At 68.9% G+C, this 15,072-nt stretch carries 14 protein-coding genes; 5 read left to right on the forward strand and 9 right to left on the reverse strand.

Annotation, left to right across the window (positions count from 1 at the left end):
* Positions 1-570: 570 nt before the first annotated feature.
* Both QZ772_RS09400 and QZ772_RS09405 read right to left on the reverse strand, forming a co-directional pair.
* Positions 571-2,088 (reverse strand): tripartite tricarboxylate transporter permease, encoded by a 1,518-nt coding sequence (locus tag QZ772_RS09400; RefSeq protein ID WP_234193288.1) that lies wholly within the window; start codon positions 2,086-2,088, stop codon positions 571-573.
* 18 nt (positions 2,089-2,106) lie between these two features.
* Entirely contained in the window at positions 2,107-2,595 is a 489-nt protein-coding gene (locus QZ772_RS09405) for a tripartite tricarboxylate transporter TctB family protein (protein ID WP_295525133.1), read from the reverse strand.
* A 235-nt stretch (positions 2,596-2,830) separates the two neighbouring features.
* On the opposite strand from QZ772_RS09405, the gene QZ772_RS09410 reads away from it, so the two are divergent.
* Positions 2,831-3,817: a tripartite tricarboxylate transporter substrate binding protein gene (locus QZ772_RS09410; protein WP_295525136.1), complete on the forward strand. Its 987-nt coding sequence runs from the start codon at positions 2,831-2,833 to the stop codon at positions 3,815-3,817.
* Positions 3,818-3,938: 121 nt separating this feature from the next.
* Here the strand turns inward: QZ772_RS09410 and QZ772_RS09415 are convergent, their stop codons facing one another.
* Positions 3,939-4,409 (reverse strand): hypothetical protein, encoded by a 471-nt coding sequence (locus tag QZ772_RS09415; RefSeq protein ID WP_295525138.1) that lies wholly within the window; start codon positions 4,407-4,409, stop codon positions 3,939-3,941.
* A gap of 13 nt (positions 4,410-4,422) precedes the next feature.
* Positions 4,423-6,837: an outer membrane protein assembly factor BamA gene (bamA, locus tag QZ772_RS09420; RefSeq protein ID WP_295525141.1), complete on the reverse strand. Its 2,415-nt coding sequence runs from the start codon at positions 6,835-6,837 to the stop codon at positions 4,423-4,425.
* 275 nt (positions 6,838-7,112) lie between these two features.
* Here bamA and QZ772_RS09425 point away from each other — a divergent pair, with 275 nt between their 5' ends.
* Genes QZ772_RS09425 through QZ772_RS09435 form a run of 3 tightly spaced genes read left to right on the forward strand, consistent with a single transcriptional unit; the run spans position 7,113 to position 9,814 of the window.
* On the forward strand, positions 7,113-9,182 hold the full coding sequence (locus QZ772_RS09425; RefSeq protein WP_295525143.1) for an NAD(+) synthase: 2,070 nt from the start codon (positions 7,113-7,115) through the stop codon (positions 9,180-9,182).
* A 52-nt stretch (positions 9,183-9,234) separates the two neighbouring features.
* Positions 9,235-9,525, forward strand: coding sequence for a type II toxin-antitoxin system RelE/ParE family toxin (locus QZ772_RS09430; protein ID WP_295525146.1), 291 nt, complete (start codon positions 9,235-9,237; stop codon positions 9,523-9,525).
* Position 9,526: 1 nt separating this feature from the next.
* The gene (locus QZ772_RS09435) at positions 9,527-9,814 is read left to right on the forward strand and encodes an addiction module antidote protein (protein ID WP_017759720.1); all 288 of its coding nucleotides are present in this window, start codon (positions 9,527-9,529) and stop codon (positions 9,812-9,814) included.
* An 11-nt stretch (positions 9,815-9,825) separates the two neighbouring features.
* Here QZ772_RS09435 and QZ772_RS09440 read toward each other — a convergent pair whose 3' ends face one another.
* The 3 genes from QZ772_RS09440 to QZ772_RS09450 form a co-directional block, all read right to left on the reverse strand.
* On the reverse strand, positions 9,826-10,062 hold the full coding sequence (locus tag QZ772_RS09440) for a DUF3820 family protein (protein ID WP_295525148.1): 237 nt from the start codon (positions 10,060-10,062) through the stop codon (positions 9,826-9,828).
* On the reverse strand, positions 10,059-10,475 hold the full coding sequence (locus QZ772_RS09445) for a hypothetical protein (RefSeq protein ID WP_295525150.1): 417 nt from the start codon (positions 10,473-10,475) through the stop codon (positions 10,059-10,061). Before QZ772_RS09445 ends, QZ772_RS09440 begins: the two co-directional genes overlap by 4 nt.
* A 200-nt stretch (positions 10,476-10,675) precedes the next feature.
* Positions 10,676-11,833 (reverse strand): acyl-CoA dehydrogenase family protein, encoded by a 1,158-nt coding sequence (locus QZ772_RS09450; RefSeq protein ID WP_295525153.1) that lies wholly within the window; start codon positions 11,831-11,833, stop codon positions 10,676-10,678.
* Positions 11,834-12,009: 176 nt separating this feature from the next.
* Here QZ772_RS09450 and purT point away from each other — a divergent pair, with 176 nt between their 5' ends.
* Positions 12,010-13,230: a formate-dependent phosphoribosylglycinamide formyltransferase gene (purT, locus tag QZ772_RS09455; protein ID WP_295525155.1), complete on the forward strand. Its 1,221-nt coding sequence runs from the start codon at positions 12,010-12,012 to the stop codon at positions 13,228-13,230.
* A 43-nt stretch (positions 13,231-13,273) separates the two neighbouring features.
* Here the strand turns inward: purT and QZ772_RS09460 are convergent, their stop codons facing one another.
* On the reverse strand, positions 13,274-14,029 hold the full coding sequence (locus tag QZ772_RS09460; RefSeq protein WP_295525157.1) for a fumarylacetoacetate hydrolase family protein: 756 nt from the start codon (positions 14,027-14,029) through the stop codon (positions 13,274-13,276).
* A gap of 112 nt (positions 14,030-14,141) precedes the next feature.
* On the reverse strand, positions 14,142-15,041 hold the full coding sequence (locus QZ772_RS09465) for a helix-turn-helix domain-containing protein (RefSeq protein WP_295525159.1): 900 nt from the start codon (positions 15,039-15,041) through the stop codon (positions 14,142-14,144).
* Positions 15,042-15,072: the final 31 nt, after the last annotated feature.

Consider the following 15,072-nt stretch of genomic DNA (forward strand, 5'->3'; position numbering starts at 1 on the left):
CTGCGGCTCTGGTGGTGCTGGCCCGCAAGCTCATGCGCGTGGCCTTCTCGCTGTTCAAGCAACAAGCGATGTTCGATGCCCGCCTGGCGGCCACTGTCGCTTGACGAGAACCATAGAACCTCAGGGCAGGCCAAGCTCAGTGCGAACGGTTCCACTGGCATTGCGCGAAGGGAGGACCCGCGCACAGCACGCATGCCGGCCGATCAACCGCAACGCAGGCCCTGGTGCCGGTGAGGGCGTGGCGGCGCGCCTGTGGGGTGCCGAGGAGCGCAGGGCGGACGGGCTGCGGGCCTGCCGAAGGACAGGCCCGCTTCGTGGACTGACTCGCGGCAGTTGTTTGAGCGCAGCGCGAAGCGCGTAGCGAGTTCTGCCGCGGCCCGTCTGTCCGAGCACCGGAGGGAAGTCGGCGCGCAGCGCCGACCGCCCCACTTGAAGCGCCGCCACGCCCTTACCGGCACCAGGGCCGGACCATCGCCCAACCAGCCCAAGGGCCGAAAACGAAAAGGGGCCCATCAAGGCCCCCGGAGGACAGCAGGCATGGCAAGCACGCCCGCTCGAACCAACAGCGCGTCACTCCTCCACGAAGGCCTCTTCGCGCTTGGACTTCACCGCCGGCAGCAGCACGATGGTCAGCAGCGCCAGGGCGGCGACCAGCAGGCCGGCCGAGATCGGACGCGTCACCAGCACGCTCCAGCTGCCGCGCGACAGCAGCAGCGCGCGGCGCAGGTTCTCTTCCATCATCGGCCCCAGGATGAAGCCCAGCAGCAACGGCGCCGGCTCCACCCGCAGCTTGATGAACACATAGCCCACGAAGCCGAAGATCGCCACCATCCACACGTCGAAGGTGTTGTTGTTGGTCGAGTACACGCCGATGGCGCAGAACAGCACGATGGCCGGGAACAGCAGGCGGTACGGCACCTTCAGCAGCTTGATCCACATGCCGATCAGCGGCAGGTTCAGGATGATCAGCATCAGGTTGCCCAGCCACATGGATGCGATCAGGCCCCAGAACAGCTCGGGGTTGCTGGTCATCACCTGCGGGCCGGGCTGGATGTTGTGGATGGTCATGGCACCCACCATCAGCGCCATCACCGGGTTGGGCGGAATGCCCAGCGTCAGCAGCGGGATGAAGGAAGTCTGCGCGCCGGCGTTGTTGGCCGACTCGGGACCGGCCACACCGCGGATGTTGCCGCGGCCAAAGGCCACTTCGCCGGGCGACATCTTCAGCTTCTTCTCCAGCGCATAGGAGGCGAACGAAGCCAGCAGCGCACCGCCGCCCGGCAGGATGCCCAGCGCGGAGCCCAGCGTCGTGCCGCGCAGCACGGCCGGGGCCATGCGCTTGAAGTCGTCGCCGGTGGGCCACAGGCCGGTCACCTTGCTGGTGAAGACCTCGCGCTCCTCTTCGCCCTGCGACAGGTTGCCGATGATTTCGCCGTAGCCGAACACGCCCATCGACACCACGATGAAGCCGATGCCGTCGGTCAGTTCCGGGATGTCGAAGCTGAAGCGCGCCACGCCCGAGTTCACGTCCGTGCCGACCAGGCCCAGCAGCAGACCCAGCACCACCATGGCGATCGCCTTGAGCAGCGAGCCGGAAGCCAGCACCACGGCGCCGATCAGGCCCAGCACCATCAGGCTGAAGTACTCGGCCGGGCCGAACTTGAAGGCCAGCTCGGTCAGCGGCGGCGCGAAGGCGGCCAGGATGACCGTGCCCACGCAGCCGGCGAAGAAGGAGCCCAGGCCGGCCGCGGCGAGTGCCGGACCCGCCCGCCCCTGCCGCGCCATCTGGTAGCCGTCGATACAGGTCACCACCGAGGACGATTCGCCCGGCAGGTTCACCAGAATGGCCGTCGTCGAGCCGCCATACTGGGCGCCGTAGTAGATGCCCGCCAGCATGATCAGCGCCGACACCGGCGGCAGCGCATAAGTGGCCGGCAGCAGCATGGCGATGGTCGCGACCGGGCCGATGCCCGGCAGCACGCCAATCAGCGTGCCCAGAATGCAGCCGATCAGGCAATAGAGCAGGTTGGTCCAGGTGACGGCGACGCCGAAGCCCGTGGCCAGGTTGGAGATCAGGTTGAAGTCCATGGTTGTCGTCTTTCCCGATCAGCCCGAAATGAAGGTGGGCCACACCTGGATCTGCAGCTTGAGGGCCACGATGAAGGCCAGGTAGCTGCCCACGGCCAGCACCACCGCCAGGATCAGCGAGTCGCGCAGATTGAACTGGTTGCCCGCCATGCTGGCGATGATGGTGAGCGCGAAGATGGCGATGATCAGCCCCATGGCCGGCAGCCCGATGCTGGGCAGGCCGCCCAGCAGCACGCCGAAGGCCAGGTTGGCGCCGAGCACGAAGGCCAGCGGCTTCCAGGCCCAGCGGCCGATCTTGCCGCCGTCGGCGGTTTCGACCACCATGGCCTGCAGCGAGATCACCGCACCGATGAGCGCGAGCAGCACCCCCAGCATGAGCGGAAAATAGCCCGGGCCCATGCGGGCCCCGTCTCCGACGGTGTAGTTGGTGGAGCCGACCGCGAACGTTGCGCCCACGGCCATGAACATCACACCGGAAAAAAAGTCAGCCTGGCTTTTGATGGCCATTTCGTTGCTTCTCCACGAGTCCTTGTTGAAACGGGGGCGAGGGTCGTCGCCAGAGGCTGACCATTGGCTGACTTGATATGTAGGGATAAGCGCGTAAGCAGTCTCCACATCGAGTGGAGTCGAATGAGAGATAAGGCGTTGTTGAGATTGATCTTTTCGCTATGAAAGTCGTAGCGTTTTTTCTTGCGCCGAGCCGTCAGGTCGGCGTTTTTTTCCTGACTGGAGACAGACTGAGATGACTGCCACCCGCCGCGACTTCGTCGCTTCCACCCTCGCCGCCGGCCTTGCGCTGGCCGGGCCGAGCGCCTTTGCACAGTCCGATTGGCCGGCCAAGCCAATCCGGCTGATCGTGCCCTTTCCGCCCGGCGGCGGCACCGACATCCTGTCGCGCCTCGTCGCCAACAAGCTCACCGAAGTCAGCAAGTGGACCGTGGTGCCCGACAACCGCGGTGGTGCCGGCGGCACCATCGGCATCGCCGAGGCGGCGCGGGCCCAGCCCACGGGCTATGACCTGGTGATGGGCCAGAAGGACAACATGGTCGTCGCGCCCTGGCTCTACAAGAACCTGAGCTACGACCCGGTGAAGGACCTGACCGCCGTGGCCCATGTGGCCTACACGCCCGTGGTGATCGTGGTGCGCACCGAATCGCGCTTCAAGACGCTCAAGGATGTGGTCGAGGCCGCGCGCGCCCAGCCGGATGCCGTGACCTTCGGCTCGCCGGGCAACGGCACCACCATCCACCTGGCCGGCGAGATCTTCAAGACCGCCGCCAAGATCCAGATCCGCCACGTGCCCTACAAGGGCAGCAACGCCGCCATGATGGACGTGCTGGCCGGCAACGTGGACCTGCTGGTCTCGTCGCTGCCCTCGGCCATCGCGCAGATCAAGGCCGGCAAGCTGCGTCCGCTGGCCGTGACCTCGGCCAAGCGCAGCACCTCGCTGCCCGACATCCCGACCGTGGCCGAACTGGGCTATGGCAAGGACTTCGACGTCAGCACCTGGTATGGCATCTTCGCGCCGGCCGGCACGCCCAAGCCGGTGGTCGACAAGGTCAATGCCGAGGTCAACAAGCTGCTGGCCCGACCCGACGTGCAGGCCGCGATCCACGAGCAGGGCGCCGAGTACCAGGCCATGTCCACCACGGAATTCGCCACCCTGGTCAAGGACGATGTGGCCAAGTGGAAGGGCATCGTCCAGGCCTCCGGCGCGCGCATCGAGTAAGCCCGGCGGGCCAGGCCGGACGACCGCGCTGCGGCCGCCAGTCGGTCAGGCGGAAGCAGAGGGGGTCGCACCCGTGCGGCCCCTTTTCTTTCGTCGGCGGGGTCGGCGAAGGGTTCGGTCCTCAGCGGCCAGGGCCATGCATGAAGAAGGGGTCGCGCGGGCCCGGGTGGGGGCCGTGCCAGCTGCCGCCGAGCACCAGCCCGACGCTCAGGGCGGTCAGGCCCACCCACCAGGGGTCCACCGCGTAGCCGCTGGCCACCACGACCGGTGCCGGCGCGGCGACCAGGACCGGGGCTCCGCTCACCACCACGCCCGGCTCCACCGGGACCGTGGCTGGTACAGCGCCCGCCGTGGCGGCAGGCCCTGCCATCATCGGCACGCCGGTCGGCGGTTGGGCCATCCAGGTGCTGTAGTCGCGGCCGGCCAGGCGGTAGCTCACGCTGTAGCCGCCTTCGGCCAGGGCCACGCAGGCGGTCACCTGCGCCTGCGGCGGCAGGGCCTGCGCTTGTGCCTGGGCGCTTGCCGCCACGAGTGCGGCCAGGGTGGCGCCTGCGCCCAGGCGCCGCAAAGCAAGAAGTCTTGAACGGGTCATCGGATTGCTCCTTTCAGAACGAGGTGCCGATCTGGAACTGGAAGCGCTGCGTGCGGTCGGCTGTGATGCCGAGCGCGGTGTCTTCCTTCTGGTAGAGCACGGGCACCGCATAGGCCAGGCTCAGCGGCCCCAGCGGCGAGAGCCAGCTCACCCCCAGGCCCACCGAGGCGCGCAGCTTCTGCTGCGCCTTCCATTGCGCGTCGGTCAGCGAAGAGGTGCGGTCGGCGAACACGTTGCCCGCATCGAAGAAGCCGAAGAGCCGCAGCGTGCGGTCGTTGCCGGCGCCGGGGAAGGGCGTGCTCAGCTCGGCATTGAAGACGGCCTTGCGCAGGCCGCCCAGCGCGCCCGCCGTCACGCTGTCGCGCGGGCCGAGCGAGTTGCTCTCGAAGCCCCGCACCGAGCCCAGGCCGCCGGCATAGAAATTCTTGAACACCGGATAGGTGTCGCCGCCCAGGGCGCGCGCCCAGCCCAGCTCGCCGTTGAGCGCGAAGGTGTACTGCTTGCTGATCGGGAAGTAGCGCTGGTACTGGTAGCTGGTCTTGAGGTAGCGCGCGCCCGACGCCAGACCCCACTCGGCACTGGCGTTCTGCTGCGTTCCGCGCGTGGGGACCAGCGCGCTGTCGCGGGTGTCGCGCGACCACCCGATGGTCAGCGGCACGCCGGTGATGGCGTCGCGTGCGCACACCACGCTGGGCGCGGTGCCCGAGCATTCGAAGTAGTTCAGGTAGGCCTGCGGCGTCGCCGTGTAGACGTAGCTGCCGTCGACCAGGGTGTAGTCGCCGTTGGTGCCGGGCTTGAAGGAATAGCGCTCCAGCCCCAGCCCGAAATACACCCGGTTGAGCTCGTCGAAGGGCACGCCGAACTTCAGCGACACGCCTTGCGTGGTGAGCTTGTAGTTGCCGTCCGCGGCATACGAAGGCCGCGAGGTGTTCTGGTAGACGCTGATGATGCGCGAGATGCCGTCCGCCGTGAAATAGGGATCGATGGCCGAGACCGACACCGAGGTGCTGTACGAGCCGATGCTCGCGCTCAGCCCCAGGGAGTTGCCCGAGCCGAACACGTTCTCCTGCGTGATGCCGAAGGTCAGCGTCACCTTGTCGGTGCTGGAGTAGCCCGCGCCCAGGTTCAGCGAGCCGGTAGGCTTTTCCTTGACGTCGACCATCAGGTCCACGGTGTCGGGCGAGCCGGCGACCTCCTGCGTCTGGATGTCCACCTCGCTGAAGTAGCCCAGCCGGTCCAGCCGGTCGCGCGAGAGCTTGATCTTGTCGCCCTCGTACCAGGCCGACTCGTACTGCCGCATCTCGCGGCGGATCACCTCGTCGCGGGTGCGCGCGTTGCCGCCCACCAGGATGCGGCGCACGAACACGCGCTGGCGCGGCAGGCCCTTGAACACCATCGTCACGCGGTTGTTGGTGCGGTCGGAATCCGGCAGGGCCTCCACCTTGGCGAAGGCGAAGCCGAAGCGCGCGTAGTGCTCGGTGAAGGCCCGCGTGGTGTCGGTCACGTCGTTGCCGTTGTAGTAGTCGCCGGGGCGCACCGTCACCAGCGACTTGAAGTCGTCGTCGCGGCCCAGGTAGTCGCCCTCCAGCTTCACGCCCGCCACCACGAAGCGCTCGCCTTCCGTGATGTTGACCGTCAGGGTGATCGACCGGCGGTCGGGCGACAGCGCCACCTGCGTGGAGTCGATGCGGAAGTCCATGTACCCGCGCGTGAGGTAGTACTGGCGCAGCGTTTCCAGGTCGGCGTCGAACTTGGCGCGTGAGTACTGGTTGGACTTGGTGTACCAGCTCATCCAGTTGCCGGCATCCAGGTCGAACAGGCCCAGCAGCGTCTTCTCGCTGAAGGCCTTGGCCCCCACCACCCGCACATCGGTGATGCGGGCCGCCTCGCCCTCGTCTACCGTGAAGCTGATGTTGACGCGGTTGTGCTCCAGCGGCGTGGCGGTGGTCTGCACGCTGGCACTGTAGAAGCCCTTGCCGATGTACTGGCGCTTGAGTTCCTGCTCGGCGCGGTCGGCCAGGGCCTTGTCGTAGGGCCGGCCCTCGGCCAGGCCGACCTCGCGCAGGGCCTTGGTCATGGCCTGCTTGTCGAACTCCTTGGCGCCTTCGAAGTCCACGCCGGCAATGGTGGGGCGCTCCTCCACGATCACCACCAGCACGTTGCCGGAGATGTCCAGGCGCACGTCCTTGAACAGGCCCAGGTCGTACAGCGCGCGGATGGCGGCCGAGCCGCGGTCGTCGGTGTAGGTGTCGCCCACATGCAGGGGCAGGGCATGGAAGATGGTGCCGGGCTCCACGCGCTGCAGGCCCTCCACCCGCAGGTCGCGGATGGTGAAGGGCTCGGCGGCCCAGGCGGCATGACTGCCGGCAAACAGCACGAGGGCGCCAAGGGCGGCTTGCAGCCGTCGGCCGCGGAACAGGAAGCGCATGGAGTGGTGAGGGGCGTCGGCGCACGGGGCGCAGATCGCTTAGTGGCTTGGCGCGGATCATGGGCGGCCACTTGGGAGGAATCGTGGATCGCCCCCGACAGCCAGGCTTCCGCCTTTGTCCGACAGGAGGCGCGCGGCCTGCGCAGCGTCGGCCCCGGGGTGTTGTCGTAGAGTGCTCGCCATGCCGCCCCGCGCCGACCTGCGCGTTGCACACCGCGCGGGTCCGGCGTCCTTCTCTGTCGCGCCCCCTCACCGCCTGCCCTGCTGCCCCTGCCATGAAGCACGACCTGCCCTTCCTCAACCCCTACCGCCACGGCTTCGCGCGCGTGGCCGTGGCCATGCCGCGCAACCGCGTGGCCGACCCGCTCTCCAATGCCGCCGAGACCATCCGCCTCTACCGCGAAGCCGAGGCCCAGGGCGCGGCAGTGGTGGCCTTTCCGGAGCTGGGCCTGTCGGCCTACACCTGCGACGACCTGTTCCACCAGTCCGCGCTGCTCGAGGGCTGCGAAGAGGCGCTGGCCCAGGTGGTCGAGGCCTCGCGCGACCTGAACGCGGTGGCCGTGGTCGGCGCGCCGCTGCGGGTGGAGCACCGCCTCTTCAACTGCGCGGTGGTGGTGGCACGCGGTCGCGTGCTGGCCGTGCTGCCCAAGACCTATCTGCCCAACTACGGCGAGTTCTACGAGGCGCGGCAGTTCAATGCCGCCGGCAGCGCCGTGACCGACCATGTGCAGCTCTTCGGCCACCGCGTGCCCTTCGGCACCGACATCGTGGTTCGCGCGCGCGAGCTGCCGCTGCTGGCGCTGCATGTGGAGATCTGCGAGGACCTGTGGACGCCCATCCCGCCGTCGAGCTTCGCGGCGCTGGCGGGCGCGACGGTGCTGGTCAACCTGTCGGCCTCCAACATCATCATCGGCAAGGCGGCCTTCCGGCATCAGCTGGTGGGCCAGCAGTCGGCGCGCTGCATCGCGGCCTACGTCTACACCTCGGCCGGCATCGGCGAGTCGACCACCGACCTGGCCTGGGATGGCCAGTCGCTGATCTACGAATGCGGCGATCTGGTGGCCGAAGGCGCTCGCTTCGCCAATCAGGCGCAGCTTGTGATGGCCGACGTGGACCTGGAGCGCCTGGCCCATGAGCGCATGCGCCTGACCAGCTTCGGCGAGAGCGCGCGCCGCCACAAGGCCGAGCTCGCGACCTGGCGCACGGTGGAGTTCGACCTGGCCCCGCCCGCGCAGGTGCCTGGCGGCCTGATGCGCACGGTGGAGCGCTTTCCCTACGTGCCGGCCGACGCGCGCTCCCTGGACGAGCGCTGCTACGAGGTCTTCAACATCCAGGTGCAGTCGCTGGTGCAGCGGCTCGAGGCCTCGCGCATCGGCAAGGTGGTGATCGGCATCTCGGGCGGACTCGACTCCACGCATGCGCTGCTGGTGGTGGCGCAGGCCATGGACCGGCTGGGCCGCCCGCGCAGCGACATCCTGGCCTACACCATGCCCGGCTTCGCGACCAGCACGCGCACGCTGCAGCAGGCCCATGCACTGATGCGCGTGGTGGGCTGCACCGCGCAGGAGATCGACATCCGCCCCAGCTGTCGCCAGATGCTGGCCGACCTGGGCCATCCCTTCGGCCGCGGCGAGCCGGTGTACGACGTCACCTTCGAGAACGTGCAGGCCGGCGAGCGCACCAGCCACCTGTTCCGCCTGGCCAACCACCACGGCGGCATCGTGGCCGGCACCGGCGATCTGAGCGAACTGGCGCTGGGCTGGTGCACCTACGGCGTGGGCGACCACATGTCGCACTACAACGTCAATGCCAGCGTGCCCAAGACGCTGATCAAGCACCTGGTCCACTGGGTGGCGGGCAAGGGCCTGCTGGGTGAGGAGGGCAGCCAGGTGCTGCAGGCCATTCTCTCCACCGAGATCAGCCCCGAGCTGGTGCCGGCCGATGCGGAGAGCCAGGGCGCCGAGCCCGCACAGAGCACCGAGAGCGTGGTCGGCCCCTACGAGCTGCAGGACTTCCATCTGTACCACACGGTGCGTCACGGCATGCGCCCCTCGAAGGTGGCCTACCTGGCCTGGTGCGCCTGGCACGACCGCGAGCACGGCCCCTGGCCCGACACCCTGCATGGCGAGCGCCACCAGTACACCCTGGCCGAGATCAAGAAGCACCTGGGCACCTTCCTGTTCCGCTTCTTCCAGATCAGCCAGTTCAAGCGCAGCTGCGTGCCGAATGCGCCCAAGGTCGGCTCTGGTGGATCGCTCTCGCCCCGGGGCGACTGGCGCGCGCCCAGCGACTCGGAATCGCGGGTGTGGCTGGACGAGCTGAAGACGGTGCCGGACGAGGTGTGAGGGCCGCCAGACTCTCTTGGGCTGTCCGTATTCGATTGGATACAATTCCACGATGCTGGACATCCAGCTCACCACCACCTTTCAACGCTGGCTTGCTGGCCTCACCGACCTGCGCGCCCGCATCGCCATTGCGCGCAGGCTCGAGCGGTTGGCGGCGGGCAATGCGGGCGACAGCAAGTCCGTTGGCGAGGGGGTTACCGAGATGCGCGTCGCCGTCGGGCCCGGCTATCGCGTGTACTACACGCGGCGCGGGCAGCAGATCGTGATCGTGCTCGCGGGCGGCGACAAGTCATCGCAGCAGCGCGACATCCAGCGCGCACAGACCATGGCCAAGGAGTATTGAGATGCCCGACACCCTTCACGCTTTCGACATGTCCGAGATGCTCGACAGCGACGAGGCCATTGCCGAGTACCTGTCGCAGGTGATGGCGGACGGCGATGCCGATGAGCTGGTGGCGGCGCTCGGCCACATCGCACGCGCCCGGGGCATGGCGCAGATCGCGCGCGATGCCGGCCTGGGCCGCGAGTCGCTCTACAAGGCGCTTGCGCCCGGGGCCAAGCCCCGCTTCGACACCGTGCTGCGTGTGGTCAGGGCGCTGGGCGTGCGGCTGGAGGCCCGTCCTGCCGGTTGACCTGGCGCGGGTCAACCGCCTGGCGCGCGCCGGCCGGGCGCCCGCTTGAGCGGCGCCAGCAGTGGCCGCAGGCCGTTGTGGTCGATCTCCAGCATCAGCGCCAGCAGCCGGCCGATCTCGCCCTTGGGGAAGCCTTCGCGCGCGAACCACGCCAGGTAGTTGCCGGGCAGGTCGGCGATGAGGGTGCCTTTGTGCTTGCCGAAGGGCATGGGCAGTGTGGCCAGGCGTTCGAGGTCTTCGGGCTTCATTCGGTCTTGGTCCAGTTCAGGCCATCCTTCGAGCGGTAGGTGCCGCCCGTGGCGCAGCACCCGCCTGCGCCGAAGGCCATGCGGCCCAGCTCGGCCGTCACGCCCTGCGCGTCGGCCGTCAGCGAATGACGCTCGCAGCTGGTGAGGATGTTGCCGGGGAAGTAGGGCTTCGGCGCCAGCACCTGCTCCCATTGCACCTGCGTGCCCTGCACCGACACGATGCGGTAGACCGCACAGTCGTGGATCACGAGGTGGACGCGCTGGCTGTTCAGCACGCCCGCGAATACGTCGTCGGTCCCCGCAGCCTTCAGCGCGAGCGCGGCTTCGGTGGGCTGGGGCGGCGGTTCCTTGCAGCCCATGGCCAAGCTGGCGGCCATCAGTGCTGCGAGAGCCGGGCGAATGGACAAAGGCATCCGGCCATTGTGCGATCGGACCGCCGACCGCCCGACCCACCACCGTTCGACCCACAACGGATCGACCCAGAACCGTTCGACCCAGAACCGTTCGGGCTGAGCTTGTCGAAGCCGGGCGCGGCGCTTCGACAGGCTCAGCGTGAACGGTCACTGGAGATCGGCCGCGGGGCGCCATCGTCCCGCGCAGTTCCCAACCACGTTCAGCGCGGCGGGCGCTTCGCGATCCCCAGCGTCTTCGCCAGGATGCCCAGCATCACCTCGTCCGCCCCGCCGCCGATCGACGCCAGCCGCCCGTCGCGGTAAAGGCGTGAGACGCGGTTCTCCAGCGTGAAGCCCATGCCGCCCCAGAACTGCAGGCAGGTGTCGGCCACCTCGCGCGTCAGGCGGCCCGCCTTGAGCTTGGCCATGGAGGCGAGCGTGAGCACATCCTCGCCCTGCACGTGCAGGGCGCAGGCGCGGTAGGTGAGGGCGCGCAGGGCCTCCACCTCGGTCTGCAGTTCGGCCAGCTTGAACTGCACCCACTGCTGGTCGGCCAGCGTGGCGCCGAACATGCGGCGCTCCTGCGCCCACTGCACCGTCTCGGCGATGCACTCCTCCATCGGCAGCAGCGAGCTGGCGGCGCACCACAGCCGTTCCTCCTGGAACTGCTGCATCTGGTAGATGAAGCCCTGCCCCTCCTCGCCGATGCGAAATCGTTGCGGCACCCGCACCTCGTCGAAGTAGATGAGCCCGGTGTCGCTGCTGTGCATGCCGATCTTGCGGATCTTCTTCGCGCGCTCGATGCCGGGCAGGTCCATGGGCACCATCACCAGCGACTTGTTGCGGTGCGCGGGGCCGTCGCTGGTGTTGACCAGCATGCACATCCAGTCGGCCTGCAGGCTGTTGGTGATCCACATCTTCTGGCCGGAGATGACGTAGTCGTCGCCGTCCTTGCGTGCGGTGCTACGGATGGCCGCCACGTCGCTGCCGGCGCCCGGCTCGCTCACGCCGATGCAGCCCACCTGCTCGCCCGCGATGGCCGGCGCCAGGAATTCGCGCTTGAGTTCCTCGCTGCCGAAGCGCGCCAGCGCCGGCGTGCACATGTCGGTCTGCACGCCGATGGCCATGGGAATGCCGCCGCAGCGCACATGGCCCAGCTCTTCGGCCATAGCCATGGCGTAGCTGTAGTCGAGCCCACCGCCGCCGTATTCCTCGGGCTTGCTCAGGCCCAGCAGGCCCAGGGCGCCCAGGCCCTTGAAGATCTCGTGCAGCGGGGCGATCTCGGCCTCTTCCCAGGCATCGACCTGCGGATTGATGGATTCGTCGATGTAGCGGCGCAGGGTCTTGCGAATCTCCTGGTGTTCGTGCGTGTACTGCATGGCGCGGGTGTCTCCTGTCGGCCTTCGGGCGCGCGCACGGTGGTGCGCGGCGGGCATCGCGCCACTCTAGAAGCGGGCCGCCCGGGAGGCTTGTGCCAAGTGGCTGCCCGGGCCGCGCCGACGGGGCCGTGGCTACCATTGCGGCCTTCTCCGTTTCCGCCCCCGAAAGCACGCCCATGACCCGCCTCGGCACCCCCCTGTCCCCCTCCGCCACCCGTGTGATGCTCCTGGGCTCCGGCGAGCTCGGCAAGGAAGTGCTGATCGCACTGCAGCGCCTGGGCGTGGAAACCATCGCCGTCGATCGCTACGAGAACGCCCCCGGCCAGCAGGTGGCGCACCGCGCCCGCACCATCACCATGAGCGACCCCGACCAGCTCGAAGCACTGCTGTCGGCCGAGCGGCCGCATCTGGTGGTGCCCGAGATCGAGGCCATCGCCACCGCCAAGCTCGAAGAGCTGGAAGAAGCCGGCCTGGTGCGCGTGATCCCCACCGCCCGCGCCGCGCGCCTGACCATGGACCGCGAAGGCATCCGCCGCCTTGCCGCCGAGACGCTGGGCCTGCCCACCAGCCCTTACCGTTTCTGCGACTCGCTGGCCGAGCTGCAGGCCGCCATCGACGGCAAGGACGGCGGCCAGGGCATCGGCTACCCCTGCATCGTCAAGCCCGTGATGAGCAGCTCCGGCAAGGGCCAGAGCAAGATCGACGGCCCCGCCGACGTGCAGAAGGCCTGGGACTACGCGATGGCCGGCGGCCGCGTGAGCAAGGGCCGCGTGATCGTCGAAGGCTTCATCGACTTCGACTACGAGATCACGCTGCTCACCGTGCGCGCGCTGGGCACCGACGGCCAGGTGCAGACGCATTTCTGCGCACCCATCGGCCACCTGCAGGTCAGCGGCGACTATGTGGAAAGCTGGCAGCCGCATCCCATGCACCCGGAGGCGCTGCGCAAGGCGCAGGACATCGCCGAGCGCGTGACGGCGGACCTGGGTGGCCAGGGCCTCTTCGGCGTGGAGCTGTTCGTCAAGGGCGAGCAGGTGTGGTTCAGCGAGGTGAGCCCGCGGCCGCACGACACCGGCCTGGTCACGCTGGCCACGCAGTGGCAGAGCGAATTCGAGCTGCATGCCCGCGCCATCCTTGGGCTGCCGGTGGACACGACGCTCAAGAGCCCGGGCGCCAGCGCCGTCATCTACGGCGGCGTGGATGCCAGCGGCATCGTCTTCGACGGCGTGGCCGAGGCCCTGGCTGTGCCGGGCACCGACCTGCGCCTGTTCGGCAAGCCCGAGAGCTTCGTCAAGCGCCGCATGGGCGTGGCGCTGGCTCATGCGGAGGATGTGGACACGGCCCGCACGCGGGCCAAGGACGCGGCCTCCAAGGTCAAGCCGCGGGCGGCGGACTGATCGCGCGCGGCGCGCGGCTCATGCCGGGCCGCAGCTTCGTGTGTCAGGCCGCGTAGCGCAGCCGCACCTCGCCCAGCCCTTCGATAGCGCCCACCACGTCGGTGTCCACGGGCGCCGCCAGCAGCCCCGTGCACGAACCCGTGGTGACGATCTGCCCCGGCGACAGCGGCACGCCGCGCTCCGTGCAGTGACGGGCCAGCCAGCCGACCAGGCGCCACACATCCTGCGCGGGATTGCCGCCGGTGGTGCGCGCCGCCTCGGCCTCGCCGAACATCAGCGTGGCCTTCAGCGTGCGCAGGTCCAGCGCCTCGGCGGCGAGCGGCGCCGGCGCCCCGACGACCAGGGCGCCATGGCTCTGCAGGTCGGCCAGCCGCAGCGGCACCGGCGCGTCGCGGCCGGCGGCCAGGCGGCTTTCCACGCACTCGATAAGGGGCACGACGGCGTCGAAGAAGCTGGCGAGTTCGGTGGGGGTGGGCATGTCCTGCCGAACCTCCAGCAGACTGCCCACACGCAGGGCGGCCTCCAGTTCGACCCAGCGCGCCGGGAAGCGCGCGGCGGGCAGCGCGGCGCCGGAGGCGTGCATGCCGGACGCAGGCAGCGGTGCGCAGTTGGGCTCGGCCTCGGCATTGGGCGCGCCGACCTTCCAGCCACCGATGCCGCTGCCCAGGTGGGCGAGGATGGCGTCCTGCACCGCGTAGGCCTCGGCGGCATCGGTCGGTAGCCAGCCGGTCGGCGCAATGCGGCGGGCAGCGGTGAAGGCGGTGGCCAGTTGCTGGCCGAGGTCGGTGATGGCGGTCATGGAAGCAGCGGTGCGATGAATGAACAGGGCAGCCGGCGAGTATGCCGGCCTCTGCAAGCCCAGCCACGCGGGATGGCCGCGCGGGAAAGCCACGTTGCGGCCGCGCTCGACCTCAGCCGGCTGCGTCCTCGGACCATTCGGCCAGCGCCTGGGCCCGGTACTCGCGCGGCGTCACCCCCTTGTGCTTGCGGAAGAAGCGGCCGAAGTAGGCCTCGTCGCCAAAGCCCAGGCTCACGGCGATCTGCTTGATGCTGTTGGGGGTGTAGATCAATTCGCGCTGCGCCTCGTGCAGCAGGCGCGCGTTGATCACGTCCAGGCTCGACAGTCCCAGCACCTCGCGGCACAGCCGCGTGAGCTGTCCGGCCGTGATGCCCAGCAGCTCGGCATAGGCGGGCACCGGCAGGTGCTCGCGGTAGCGCGCGTCGACCAGGCGGCGGAAGGTCTCGATCTGCTCGGCGCGGCGCGAGCGCGGCCGGGCCAGGTGCTCCTTCTTCAGCCGGTGCAGCCGCGCCACCTGCACCAGCAGGGCCGTCAGCAGCGACATGCCGGCCGCGGTGTGGCCCGTGTCGGCCAGCCGGTGCTCGGCCTCGATGGCGTGGAAGAGCGGCATCAGCCGTGCCAGTTCGTCGGCGGTCAGCGGCATCAGCTGCGGCGTGCGCAGCGTCTCGCGCAGGGCCGGCATCACCAGGTCGGCCAGCGACTCCAGAGGCCGCTGCGCCGCCGTCACCACCGGGCCGTCGGTGTCCTCGGAGAAGCGGAAGCTGTGCACGGTTTGTGCGGGAACGAGGATGAGGCAGGGCGCCTCGGCCTCCAGCCGTTCGTGGTCCACCAGCACCCGCACGCGGCCCTGTTGCAGCACCAGCAGCTGAAGGAAGGCATCGTGCGTATGCGGCTGGATGTCCCAGTTGTAGGGCTTCGAGCGTTGCGGGATCCACTCGAAGTCGAAGCTCGCGAGCCAGCCCGGGCTGGCCTGGTCGCCGTAGAGCGAGTAGTTGGGAATCGCACGCGCCATGCGCCGGAATTGTCCGGGTCTTGGCTGGAAT

The organism is uncultured Pseudacidovorax sp. (assembly GCF_913773995.1).
In the GTDB taxonomy this organism is placed as follows: domain Bacteria; phylum Pseudomonadota; class Gammaproteobacteria; order Burkholderiales; family Burkholderiaceae_C; genus Xenophilus.

What these genes read in the sequence shown, in the direction of transcription:
- QZ772_RS09410 (WP_295525136.1), top strand. Translation starts at nt 2,831, where the DNA reads ATGACTGCCACCCGCCGCGACTTCGTCGCTTCCACCCTCGCCGCCGGC.
- QZ772_RS09430 (WP_295525146.1), top strand. Translation starts at nt 9,235, where the DNA reads ATGCTGGACATCCAGCTCACCACCACCTTTCAACGCTGGCTTGCTGGC.
- QZ772_RS09400 (WP_234193288.1), bottom strand. Translation starts at nt 2,088, where the DNA reads ATGGACTTCAACCTGATCTCCAACCTGGCCACGGGCTTCGGCGTCGCC.
- QZ772_RS09435 (WP_017759720.1), top strand. Translation starts at nt 9,527, where the DNA reads ATGCCCGACACCCTTCACGCTTTCGACATGTCCGAGATGCTCGACAGC.
- QZ772_RS09425 (WP_295525143.1), top strand. Translation starts at nt 7,113, where the DNA reads ATGAAGCACGACCTGCCCTTCCTCAACCCCTACCGCCACGGCTTCGCG.
- QZ772_RS09460 (WP_295525157.1), bottom strand. Translation starts at nt 14,029, where the DNA reads ATGACCGCCATCACCGACCTCGGCCAGCAACTGGCCACCGCCTTCACC.
- QZ772_RS09405 (WP_295525133.1), bottom strand. Translation starts at nt 2,595, where the DNA reads ATGGCCATCAAAAGCCAGGCTGACTTTTTTTCCGGTGTGATGTTCATG.
- purT (WP_295525155.1), top strand. Translation starts at nt 12,010, where the DNA reads ATGACCCGCCTCGGCACCCCCCTGTCCCCCTCCGCCACCCGTGTGATG.
- QZ772_RS09465 (WP_295525159.1), bottom strand. Translation starts at nt 15,041, where the DNA reads ATGGCGCGTGCGATTCCCAACTACTCGCTCTACGGCGACCAGGCCAGC.
- QZ772_RS09415 (WP_295525138.1), bottom strand. Translation starts at nt 4,409, where the DNA reads ATGACCCGTTCAAGACTTCTTGCTTTGCGGCGCCTGGGCGCAGGCGCC.
- QZ772_RS09450 (WP_295525153.1), bottom strand. Translation starts at nt 11,833, where the DNA reads ATGCAGTACACGCACGAACACCAGGAGATTCGCAAGACCCTGCGCCGC.
- QZ772_RS09440 (WP_295525148.1), bottom strand. Translation starts at nt 10,062, where the DNA reads ATGAAGCCCGAAGACCTCGAACGCCTGGCCACACTGCCCATGCCCTTC.
- bamA (WP_295525141.1), bottom strand. Translation starts at nt 6,837, where the DNA reads ATGCGCTTCCTGTTCCGCGGCCGACGGCTGCAAGCCGCCCTTGGCGCC.
- QZ772_RS09445 (WP_295525150.1), bottom strand. Translation starts at nt 10,475, where the DNA reads ATGCCTTTGTCCATTCGCCCGGCTCTCGCAGCACTGATGGCCGCCAGC.